The 11,322-nt window shown below is 62.7% G+C and carries 10 protein-coding genes; 4 read left to right on the top strand and 6 right to left on the bottom strand.

The genetic code is table 11. From position 1 onward, the window contains the following. The 3 genes from KBB36_RS19750 to KBB36_RS19740 form a co-directional block, all read right to left on the bottom strand. The coding region (locus KBB36_RS19750; RefSeq protein WP_290985208.1) for an enoyl-CoA hydratase/isomerase family protein at positions 1-396 on the bottom strand (396 nt) is incomplete at its 3' end. A 12-nt stretch (positions 397-408) separates the two neighbouring features. Next, positions 409-1,560: an isobutyryl-CoA dehydrogenase gene (locus tag KBB36_RS19745; protein WP_290985205.1), complete on the bottom strand. Its 1,152-nt coding sequence runs from the start codon at positions 1,558-1,560 to the stop codon at positions 409-411. Positions 1,561-1,564: 4 nt separating this feature from the next. Then, complete coding sequence (locus tag KBB36_RS19740) at positions 1,565-3,064, bottom strand: CoA-acylating methylmalonate-semialdehyde dehydrogenase (RefSeq protein ID WP_290985202.1); 1,500 nt, start codon at positions 3,062-3,064, stop codon at positions 1,565-1,567. Positions 3,065-3,404: 340 nt separating this feature from the next. On the opposite strand from KBB36_RS19740, the gene KBB36_RS19735 reads away from it, so the two are divergent. The 3 genes from KBB36_RS19735 (at position 3,405) to hemB (ending at position 7,398) form a co-directional block, all read left to right on the top strand. Further along, positions 3,405-6,071, top strand: coding sequence for an ATP-binding protein (locus tag KBB36_RS19735; protein WP_290985199.1), 2,667 nt, complete (start codon positions 3,405-3,407; stop codon positions 6,069-6,071). Between the two features lie 67 nt (positions 6,072-6,138). Then, the gene (locus KBB36_RS19730; protein WP_290985195.1) at positions 6,139-6,381 is read left to right on the top strand and encodes a hypothetical protein; all 243 of its coding nucleotides are present in this window, start codon (positions 6,139-6,141) and stop codon (positions 6,379-6,381) included. Beyond that, the gene (hemB, locus tag KBB36_RS19725) at positions 6,382-7,398 is read left to right on the top strand and encodes a porphobilinogen synthase (RefSeq protein WP_290985192.1); all 1,017 of its coding nucleotides are present in this window, start codon (positions 6,382-6,384) and stop codon (positions 7,396-7,398) included. 9 nt (positions 7,399-7,407) lie between these two features. Here hemB and KBB36_RS19720 read toward each other — a convergent pair whose 3' ends face one another. Then, the gene (locus KBB36_RS19720) at positions 7,408-8,724 is read right to left on the bottom strand and encodes a sulfatase-like hydrolase/transferase (RefSeq protein ID WP_290985189.1); all 1,317 of its coding nucleotides are present in this window, start codon (positions 8,722-8,724) and stop codon (positions 7,408-7,410) included. A 63-nt stretch (positions 8,725-8,787) separates the two neighbouring features. Further along, positions 8,788-9,756, bottom strand: coding sequence for a tripartite tricarboxylate transporter substrate-binding protein (locus tag KBB36_RS19715; protein WP_290985186.1), 969 nt, complete (start codon positions 9,754-9,756; stop codon positions 8,788-8,790). 126 nt (positions 9,757-9,882) lie between these two features. Between KBB36_RS19715 and KBB36_RS19710 the strand changes: the two genes are divergently transcribed. Next, on the top strand, positions 9,883-10,365 hold the full coding sequence (locus KBB36_RS19710; protein WP_290985183.1) for a MarR family transcriptional regulator: 483 nt from the start codon (positions 9,883-9,885) through the stop codon (positions 10,363-10,365). A 45-nt stretch (positions 10,366-10,410) separates the two neighbouring features. Here the strand turns inward: KBB36_RS19710 and KBB36_RS19705 are convergent, their stop codons facing one another. Beyond that, on the bottom strand, positions 10,411-11,292 hold the full coding sequence (locus KBB36_RS19705; protein WP_290985180.1) for an NAD(P)-dependent oxidoreductase: 882 nt from the start codon (positions 11,290-11,292) through the stop codon (positions 10,411-10,413). Between the last annotated feature and the right edge of the window lie 30 nt (positions 11,293-11,322).

The raw sequence follows: 11,322 nt of genomic DNA, 5'->3' as shown, positions 1-11,322 counted from the left end.
AAACAGCACCTGCTCGCTCACCACACGATGGCTGCCATGCACGGACAGGCCAACGCCGCCGCCCATGAAGATGCCATCGATCAGCGCGATGAACGGCTTGGGATATTCCGCAATCACGGTATTGGCGCGATATTCATCGCCCCAGAAATTGCGGCGATAGTCATGCCCTTCCGGCCCGGTATCGGCCAGGCGGCGGATATCACCGCCGGCGCAGAACGCCTTCTCGCCGGTGCCCTTGATCAGCACCGCCTTCACCCCCGCATCTGTGGCCCAGGCGCGCAGATGCTGCTCCAGTGGCACACACATGGCATGGTTCAGGGCATTCAGCGCCGCCGGGCGGTTAAGCTGGATGATGCCCAGCCCATTCTGCACGGAAAACAGGATTTCATCGCTCATGGTCTTTTTCACTCAATCCAGAAAACTGCCCGAGAGCAGCGCACGCGACACGATCACGCGCATGATTTCATTGGTGCCTTCCAGGATCTGATGCACCCGGGTGTCTCGCAGGAAACGCTCCACCGGATAATCCTTCAGATAGCCATAGCCGCCATGCAATTGCAGGGCTTCATTACAGATGGCAAAGCCGGCATCGGTGGCAAAGCGCTTGGCCATGGCGCAATACATTGTTGCTTCCGGATGTTTGGCATCCAGCATGGCAGCGGCATTGCGGATCATCAGCCGGGCGGCGGCCAGATCGGTGGCCATATCGGCCAGCTTGAACTGGGTGGCCTGGAAATTGGCGATGGCATTGCCGAATTGCTTGCGCGTGGCAACATGCTCACGCGCCAGGGTGAGGCAGGCCTTGGCGGCGCCAATCGAGCAGGCACCGATATTCAGCCGTCCGCCATCCAGGCCGGCCATGGCAATCTTGAAGCCCTCGCCCTCGGCGCCGATGCGGTTGAGCTTCGGCACCCGGCAATCCTCGAAAATCACCATCGCGGTCGGCTGCGAATTCCAGCCCAGCTTCTTTTCCTGCGCGCCGAAGCTCAGGCCCGGCGTGCCATTCTCCACCACCAGGCAGCTCACGCCACGCGCACCGGGTTCGCCGGTGCGCACCATGCAGACATAGATATCCGAACGGCCGCCGCCGGAGATGAAAGCCTTGGTGCCGTTCAGCACATAGTAATCGCCATCATCCACCGCGCGGGTCTGCAAGGCGGCCGCATCCGAGCCGGCATTCGGTTCGGTCAGGCAATAGGAGGCAAAATGCTCCATGCTGGTCAGTCGGGGCAGGAAACGTTGGCGCTGCGCCTCGTTGCCAAAGCGGTCAATCATCCACGCTGCCATATTGTGGATCGAGATATAGGCCGCCGTGGAGGTGCAGCCGGCAGCCAGTTCCTCAAAGATCAACGCGGCATCCAGCCGGCCCAGCGCCGAACCGCCCACATCATCCTGTACATAGATGCCGCCGAAACCGAGTGCAGCGGCTTCCCGCAGCTCGGTTTCGGGGAAGATTTTGTCGGCATCCCATTTCGCCGCGCCGGGCGCCAGGCGCTCGGTGGCGAAACGGCGCGCCATCTCCTGGATGGCGCGCTGGTCTTCGGTCAGCCCGAAGGACATGATGTCACTTCATGGTCGGGATGTTGAACTCGGCACCCGAGCGAATGCCGGTCGGCCAGCGCGCGGTCACCGTCTTGATCTTGGTGTAGAACTTGACGCCTTCCGGGCCATGCTGGTTGGTATCGCCAAAAGCCGAACGCTTCCAGCCGCCAAAGGTGTGGAACGCCAGCGGCACCGGGATCGGCACATTGATGCCGACCATGCCAACCTGCACCTTGGCGGCGAAGTCACGCGCGGAGTCGCCGTCGCGGGTGAAAATCGCCACGCCATTGCCGAATTCATGCTCGGTCGGCAGCCGGGCGGCTTCCTCGAAGCTCTCAGTACGCACCACGCTCAGTACCGGGCCGAAAATCTCTTCCTTGTAGATACGCATCTCCGGCGTCACGTTGTCGAACAGGCAGCCGCCCATGAAATAGCCGTTCTCATAGCCTTGCAGCTTCAGGCCACGGCCATCCACCACCAGCTTGGCGCCTTCCTGCACGCCCAGATCAACATAGCCCTTCACCTTGGCAAGATGCTCACCAGTGACCAGCGGGCCCATTTCGGAGTCCTTGTCCACCGAAGGACCCACCTTGAGCGCCCGCACGCGCGGCGCCAGCGCTTCCACCAGACGGTCGGCGGTGGACTTGCCCACCGGCACGGCAACCGAAACCGCCATGCAGCGCTCGCCGGCCGAGCCGTAGCCGGCGCCGATCAGCGCATCCACGGCCTGATCCATATCGGCATCCGGCATCACGATCATGTGATTCTTGGCGCCGCCCATGGCCTGCACGCGCTTACCATGCGCCGCCGCAGTGGCATAGACATACTGGGCAATCGGGGTGGAGCCGACAAAGCTGACCGCCTGGATGCGCGGATCGGTGAGCAGGGTATCCACCGACACCTTGTCGCCGATGACACAGTTCAGCACGCCGGCCGGGGCGCCGGCTTCCAGCATCAGCTCGGCCAGACGCAGCGGGCAGCTCGGGTCTTTCTCCGACGGCTTGAGAATGAAGGTGTTGCCGCAGGCGATGGCGATGGCAAACATCCACATCGGCACCATGGCGGGGAAATTGAACGGCGTGATGCCGGCCACCACGCCCAGCGCCTGGCGCATGGAATACACGTCGATGCCGGTGGCGACAGAGTCGGAATACTCACCCTTCAGCAGATGCGGAATACCGCAGGCAAATTCCACCACTTCCAGACCGCGCTGCAACGAACCGCGCGCATCCGACACCACCTTGCCATGCTCGTTGGCGATCAGCAGCGCGATCTCGTCGGCATGCTTCTCGCAAAGCTCCTTGAACTTGAACATGACACGGGCGCGAACCAGCGGCGACGTACGCGACCAGGTCTCAAACGCACGCTGGCTGTCGGCAATCGCGGCTTCCACTTCTTCCTTGGTGGCCAGCGGAGCGCGCGAGGCAACTTCACCGGTCGAGGGATTGTAGACATCAAGGAACCGGCCGGACTGCCCCGCCACCTTTTTGCCGCCAATGAAGTGATACAGGTCCTTGGTCATTTCCGTCCCTCTGGTCTAAATACAACTGGGTTGCAGGTATGGCAGGTATGGGTGCCGCTTGGTATTGGAATTTTTGCACAGCAGGTGGGCATAATTCCTCAACCGCAACACCCCGTCCGGCAACAGGAATAGCCCTCGCCGCCGATGCCAGCAAGCCATAGCCGCGGCGTCACATGTTATTGTGTATTGTGCCATGCAAGATAGCGGCTGGCGCAGGACGGGCGTTGCGGCTAAAACCTTGGCCATGACACCCCCCAGCCATTCGGCAACCACCGCGCAGCAAAAACTGCCGGCCAGACAGCTTGCGCGCTTAGACCGCGTCATGCGTCTGGCCGGCCTAATGCTGCTTGCCTTGGCGGCATTTTATGCCCTGGCCCTGGTTGAAAGCGCAGGCTGGCGCCTGGCCTGGCTGCCAGGGGCGCCGCCCCTGCATCTGGAAATGCTGATTTGCGCTGTGATCGGCGCTGTGGGTCTGCTCGCCGGCCTGGCTCAGCAGCGCCTTGTAAGCCTTGCCGCTCTGGCCCTGGCCACACTTGCCGGCCTGAGCCTGTTTACTGCCTTGCGCAGTCCAGACCTGGAACGCGGCATGACATATCTCGCCGCCGCCGATGGCCTGGCTGCCCATATCGGCCATATGGGGCCGGTGGCCGCCACCGGATTCCTGTTCGCAGCGGTTGGCCTGGGCATCCCGGTGCTGCGCCCGGGCAGTAATACCGGCACCGCCCTGCATCTGCTGGTCTGGTCGGCAGCCACCCTGCTGGTGGCCTGGGCTTTTGTGCTCTGCCTGGGCGCGCTCCACCTGCTGCCGCAAACCCGGCTCTGGGCTGAACATGCCACGGCCCTGCTGCCGGTGGTGCCGGTCTATCTGCTGCTTGGCATCGGCTGCACCGCCCGCTTTGCCGCGCATCGCGGCAAGGCAATACCCCGTCCGCTGCTGCCGGCCCTGGTTGGTATCCTGCTGCTGGGCACCAGCGCCTCTTTCGCCTTGTGGCAGGCAACCGGGCGCGCCGAGGAACGCGCCCTGGAAAACGACATGTCGCAACATGCCCGCTGGTTCGATCAGGAACTGGAGCGCCGGCTGTATAATCGCAGCCGCATCATGGAAGTTTTGCAAGCAAGGCATGGCGAAACCTGGCAACAAGATAATGCTGCCCTGCGCCGCGATGTTGTCCTGGCGCTGCAAGCCGACGCCCAGATTGCCACCATCCAGTTTTTGAACGCCGACGGCATTGCCTTGACCGAAGGCTGGGCCGAAAGCAATGAGGCTGCCACGCAGCTACAGCTTGGCGACGGCCTGCATATTGAATGGTTTGACCGCTTGCGGCGCGGCGACTTCGCCCCGGGTCAGACGGAACTTTCCGCAGATGCCCGTTTCAGCGATGGCAGCGAGGCATTCGTGGTTCTGGCGCCGCTGGCTAATGCCGATGGCCGCACCGGCCTGTTGGCAGCCGGTATCCTGGCCATACGGCAGTTGGATGCCGTGGCCGCCATCGCCACCAGCTTCGGCTATGCGGTGCGCATTGAGCGCGACAATCGCATCATCTACCAGAACGAACGCCAGAACATGCGCCGCGGCGTGGCCTTTCCGCTGACCACGCTGGGCGCGGAATGGAGCATCAATATCGGCCCGGCGCATGACACGCTGGAAGCTGCCAAGCGCGTACGCCCGGTGGCGGCGCTGACGCTGATTTCCTGCCTGCTGGCCACGGCGATGATCGCCGGCCTGGTGGCGCTGGCCTATCACGCCGTGGTTCAGCGCAGCGACATGGCGCAGGCGCGCGCCCGGCTACAGGAGACCAATGACCGTTTTGAGGCGGCGATGCGCGGCGCCCGCATCGGTATCTGGGATTGGAATATTACCACCGGCGAAACCGTGATTATTGCCGGCTTCATCACCGCCGGCGGCATTGCGCCGGAGCGCGAGGTGCGGCTGTTTCCGAATAACAGCTTCCTGGATCGGGTGCATCCGGAAGACCATGTGGTGATCCGCCAGCGTATCGGCCGGCATCTGTTTCGTGGCCAGCCCTGCGAAATGGAATTCCGGCTGCGGCGCGATGACGGCCTGTTTGTCTGGACCCTGGCGCGCGGCGCGGTGATCCGCGATGCCGATAACAAGCCGGTGCGCATGGTTGGCTCAATTGAGGATATCGAGGATATCCGGCGCCAGATGATGGAGATGGAGCAGCAGCAGCGCATCCTGGAAGCCCAGGCGGAAAGCCTGACCCAGGTGGCGCGTGACCTGGAACTGGCGCGCGATGCCGCCGAGGCCGCCAACCGGGCCAAATCCAGCTTCCTGGCAATGATGAGCCACGAAATCCGCACGCCCATGAATGGTGTGCTGGGCATGCTGACCCTGCTGCGCGATGGCGGTATCGACAACCGATTGCGGCATTATGCAGAAATCGCCGAGCAATCGGCGCGCGACCTGCTGGGCCTGATTGACGACATCCTGGAGGTTTCCAAACTGGAAGCCGGCAAGATGCGTATCGACAATGTGGATTTTGACCTGCGCCCCACCCTGGAAGCGCTGGTGACCCTGCACCGGCCGCGTGCGGAATCGGCCGGCAATCAATTGACCCTGCATATCCCGGATGATGTGCCGGAACATCTGATCGGCGATCCGATGCGGCTGCGCCAGATTGTCACCAATCTGATGGGCAATGCGATCAAGTTCACCCAGAATGGCCGCATCGACCTGCGGCTGAGCGCCACCCCGCAGGATGCAGACCATATCCTGCTGCGCTGCGAGGTGACCGATACCGGCATCGGCATCGAGCCGGCGATCCAGCAGCAACTGTTCCAGCCTTTCACCCAGGCTGATGCCAGTATCACGCGGCGCTATGGCGGCACCGGCCTGGGCCTCACCATCTGCCGCAATCTGGTGATGCTGATGGGCGGCGAGATCGGCGTTGTGAGCGAGCTTGGCGCCGGAGCATGTTTCTGGTTCACGCTGCCGCTACGCGTCGATCATGAACTGAGCGAACGGCTTGACGCCCTCTCCGGTTGATTTGATTCACGGCCTTTTAACTCTTCCTGGCGGAGACTTGTGTTGTCTCCCAGGGAGCCTGCCCATCATGCTGCCGCTATATCCAATTGCACCGCACCCCGCCGATCTGCTGCGCCAGGCCATTGCCCAGCGCGGTTACAGCCCGGAACGCTTCCGCAGCGAAGCGCGGTTGCAGCCCAAACTGTTCCGGGCAGTGATGAGCGGCAAGCGCCCGATCAAGCTGGGCACTGCGATGCGCCTGGGCCGCTTCTTTGGCACCTCGCCCTGGGTGTGGATTGCATTTCAGCAACGGTATGATAAAGCCCTTTGAATGAGCACAGACCGCCTGCCCCCCAGCCTGCCCAGTTTCCCCGCCGCCCGTCCGCGCCGCCTGCGCCGCGCCGATTGGACCCGTCGCCTAGTGGCCGAAAACCGCCTCAGTATCGACGATCTGATCTGGCCGCTGTTTGTGCATGAAGGTCCCGGCAATGCGCCGATCCCGTCAATGCCCGGTGTAGAGCGCCTGACAGTGGCAGCCGCCGCCGCCGCCGCGCGCGAGGCCGAGGCGCTGGGCATTCCCTGCATCGCCCTGTTCCCCGCCACCGACCCGGGCCTCAAGACCGAGGATGGCCGCGAGGCGACCAACCCGGATAACCTGATCTGCCAGACCGTGCGCGCCATCAAGGCAGCCACAACCAATCTTGGCGTGCTGTGCGATGTGGCGCTGGACCCCTATACCAGCCACGGTCATGACGGCCTGATCGTGGATGACGAGATTGTCAACGATGCCACGCTGGACGTGCTGGTGCAGCAGGCCCTGGTGCAGGCCCGCGCCGGCTGCGACATCATCGCGCCGTCCGACATGATGGATGGCCGCGTTGCGGCAATCCGCTCTGCTTTGGATGCCGAAGGTTTCCAGCGCGTGCAGATCATGGCCTATGCGGCGAAATATGCCTCGGCCTTCTATGGCCCGTTCCGCGATGCAGTTGGCTCGGCGGCCAATCTTGGCCGTGGCGACAAGCGCACCTATCAGATGAATCCCGGCAATGGCGACGAAGCCCTGCGCGAAGTGGCGCTGGATATCGCCGAGGGTGCCGACATGGTGATGGTGAAGCCCGGCATGCCTTATCTGGATATCTGCTGGCGGGTGAAGCAGAGCTTCGGCCTGCCCACCTTCGCCTATCAGGTGTCGGGCGAATACGCCATGCTGGCCGGTGCTGCTGAGCGCGGCTGGCTCGACCGCGCCCGTGTTGCCACAGAAAGCCTGCTCGGTTTCAAACGCGCCGGCTGCGACGGTGTGCTGACCTATTTCGCCCGCGACGTGGCCCGCGCCCTCAAGGAAAGCTGAGCCGAAAATTCAGCGTTGCGGCATGTCCTTGGCTGAATAGCCCAGGCTTACCACCGCCTCTTCCGGCACCGGCGGCATGCTGGCTTCCCAATCCTCCCAGGCCTGACGCATCTGCGTCAGGCGTTGCGGTTCGCGCTTGGCCAGGTTGGCGCGCTCGCGCGCATCGGCAACGATATTGAACAAATAATCGTTGCCATCCACCCGTAGATACTTCCAGGCGCCGGCCCGCATGGCGCGCTGCTGGCGATGCTTCATGCGCCAGAATAACGGCCGCTCGACCAGATGCGTCGGGTCATGCAGCAGCCGCATCAGCGAAACGCCATCAAAGGGATAATCCGCTGCCGCCTCTGCGCCGCCCAGTTCCACCATGGTGGCAGACCAATCCATGGTCAGGCAAAGCTGGCCGCTGACCGAGCCTGGCGGGATCACCGCCGGCCAATGGGCGATCCACGGCACCCGGATGCCGCCTTCGGTCAGGTCCATCTTGCCGCCCACCAAAGGCCAATTGTCGCTGAAACGCTCGCCGCCATTGTCGCTGGTGAAAACGATCAGTGTGTTGTCCAACTGCCCGGTCTCGCGCAATGCCGCCACGATCCAGCCGATGCCTTCATCCATGTGATGGATCATGCGGCGGTAGGTATCGATATTGCCGCCATCGAGGTGAAACAGGTTGTCCTTGACCTGGCTCGCCAGGTCGGCATCGTCGCGGGTTTCCCAGGGCCAATGCGGCGCGGTGTAATGCAGGCTGAGGAAAAACGGCGCGCCCGCTTGGTTCTGCCGCACAAAATCCGCTGCACGCTGCGACAGCAGGTCGGTCAGATAACCAGGCGCAGCATGTTCGGCTTCATTCAGGTAGAGGTCATGCGCGCCATTGGTGCCGCAATGAGTGAAATAATCCACGCCGCCAGACATCGGCCCGAAAAACTCGTCATAGCCCGATTGTAGCGGCCCGAAAGCCGGCGGATACCCGAGATGCCATTTGCCGATCAGCGCGGTGCGGTAGCCAGCAGCCTTGAGCAAAGATGGCAATGTGGGATGCTCGGGCGGCAGGCCGAGGACGTTGCTGTTGCGGCTGCGGATGCTGATCGGTTCCTCGGCCGCGCCGCGTAATCTGTATTGGTAGCGGGCCGTCATCAGCGCAAACCGGGTGGGCGAGCAGACGGGCGAATTGGCGTAGCCATCGGTCAGACGCAGGCCCTTGGCAGCGAGATCGTCCAGCACCGGCGAAACCGGGCCGAATGCGGCATCACGACCGCCATAACAGCCAAGATCGGCAAAGCCGAGATCATCGGCGACAATGAATAGGATGTTGGGGCGTTGTGTCATGATCAATCCTGCTACGACCTGAAAATCCAGGCCGGCCAAGCACCGGCCTGGAGATGACAAGGCTTATTCCGGTTTGAAGCCGGAGGCACGGATCGGCGGCCCCCAGCGTTCGTAATCCTGCTTCATGATGACGCCGAGCTGCTCCGGGCCAAGGCCCGTCGGCTCCACACCCATATCCAGCATGCGCTTATTCAATGCCGGTTCATGGATCGCATCAATCGCCGCCTTGGACAGCCGCTGCACAATGGCCGGCGGCGTGCCGGCCGGCGCAAACAACGCATACCAGGGCGCAGCAACCAGATCATAGCCCTGCTCGCGAAACGTCGGCACGTCAGGGAATTTCGGGCTGCGGCTCTCACCGGCCACGGCCAGCAGCCGCGCCTTGTTGCCATCAACCAGCGACTGGATGTCGGCCACCACCGTCGACAAAGCGGCGATTTCACCCGCTGCCAGGGCCAGCATGGATGGCGCCGTGCCGCGATATGGCACATGCTGCAACTTGATCCCGGCGCTCTCGGCAAACATCACGCCAAAAAAATGCGGCAGGCTGCCGGATGCGGCAGAGCCATAAAAGCCATGCTTCTCCGGATCGGCTTTGACCCATTGCACATAGTCCTTGAGCGTCTTGGCCGGCACCTGCATCCCAACCCCCAGACCGACCTGGAAATTGCTCAGATGCGCCACCGGGGCAAAATCCTTGAACGGATCGTAATTAAGCTGCGCCCCGTAGCTATGTGGAAAGATCGACATCGTGGCCACCGGTGTCATCAGCAACGTGGTGCCATCCGGATTGGCGGCCTTCACCGTCTGATTGCCGATAATGCCGCCCGCCCCGGCCTTGTTCTCCACGATGACAGGCTGGTTCAACCGCTTTGCCATCGCCTCGGCCAGCACACGCGCCAAGGCATCCGAGGTTGCGCCGGGCGGATAACCGACGATGATCTTGATCACGCCGCTTTGCGCCCAAAGCTTGGGGCTGAACAAAGCAATCGCCGCGATCAGCAGGCATTGCACCAGAATTCTACTGCGCATGATGAATCCTCCCTGTTCTATGTTGTTGATCAAGTGTAGGGTCTGGCGCCTGAATTGATCTAATCAACTATGGCCATGAAACAGCCTGCTGCTTCATCTCTACGGGCGCCGAGGCGAATGGGGCAATTGCTCAACTTTCGCCTGCAAGCGCTTTTTGCCCTCAGCGGCGCCCCCGTGGTGCGCATGCTGGAAGGGCGCTATGGCATCACGCGGCGGGAATGGCGCCTGCTGGCCTGGCTGGCCGAATCCGGGCCGCTTTCGCCTTCGGCGCTGGCCGAAGCGACGCAGCTCGACCGCGCGCGCACCTCGCGCGCCATCGGCAACCTGACCGGCAAGGGCTTGATCAACCGCATTGCCGAGCGCCACGACCCCAGAAGGGCCATGGTGTCGCTGACCCCGACCGGGCAGGCGCTGTATGAACAGGTATTTCCCGCCGTGGCGCAACTGAATGCCCAATTGGTTGAAGTGCTGGACGAAGCCCAACTGCATGTCCTGGATATCGCCCTGACGCAATTGACGACGCATGCCCGCGCGGTAAATCAGCGGGTGGCCACTGAGGTCAAGACCATGCGCCAGGCCGGCGGCTCGCGCCGCCTGCATTCGCCTTAAATCAAAAGGCCGGCCCCTTCCGGGACCGGCCTGACTGGTGGTGGCCTACTTCTTGGTCTTGGTGGCTTCCAGCCGGGCAATCAGGCTCGACGTATCCCAGCGACCGCCGCCCATCTGCTGCACTTCGGCATAGAACTGGTCCACCAGCCCGGCCACCGGCAGGCTGGCACCGTTGCGCCGCGCCTCATTCAGGCAGATGCCCAGATCCTTGCGCATCCAATCCACCGCAAAGCCGTAATCAAATTTGCCCTCGATCATGGTCTTGTGGCGATTATCCATCTGCCAGGAGCCCGCCGCGCCCTTGGAAATCACTTCCACGGCTTTCGTCAGATCAAGGCCGGAAGCGCGGCCGAAGGCCAAAGCCTCGGACAAGCCCTGCACCAGGCCGGCAATACAAATCTGGTTCATCATCTTCGTGAGCTGGCCGGAGCCGGCCGGCCCCATCAGGTTCTGCATCTTGGCATAAGCCTGGATTACCGGCTTGACCCGCTCGTAAACCGGCGCATCGCCGCCGCACATGATGGTGAGCTGGCCATTCTCGGCCCCGGCCTGGCCGCCGGAAACCGGCGCATCGATGAAATCCAGTCCCAAAGCGGCAGCCTTGGCGTGCAGTTCACGTGCCACATCGGCCGAGGCAGTGGTGTGGTCCACAAAGACGCTGCCCTTGGCCATGCCGGCGAAAATGCCGTTGTCGCCATAGACCACCGAGCGCAGGTCGTCGTCGTTGCCGACGCAGGCCATGATGAATTCGGCCCCGGCAGCCGCCTCGCGTGGGCTTGAGGCACTGGCGCCACCATGCTGCGCCACCCATTTGGCCGCCTTCTCGCCCGAACGATTCCAGACGGTTACACTATGCCCGGCTTTCACCAGATGGCCCGCCATCGGATAGCCCATGACCCCCAGACCGATAAACGCCAGCTTCGCCATTGCTTCCTCTAACCTTGTGATTTATAAGGG

Origin of the sequence: Ferrovibrio sp., from assembly GCF_017994015.1 — a bacterium.
Classification (GTDB): domain Bacteria; phylum Pseudomonadota; class Alphaproteobacteria; order Ferrovibrionales; family Ferrovibrionaceae; genus Ferrovibrio.
The sequence above is the reverse complement of the archived record's forward strand: the minus strand, read 5'-3'. Positions and strand labels throughout refer to the sequence as shown.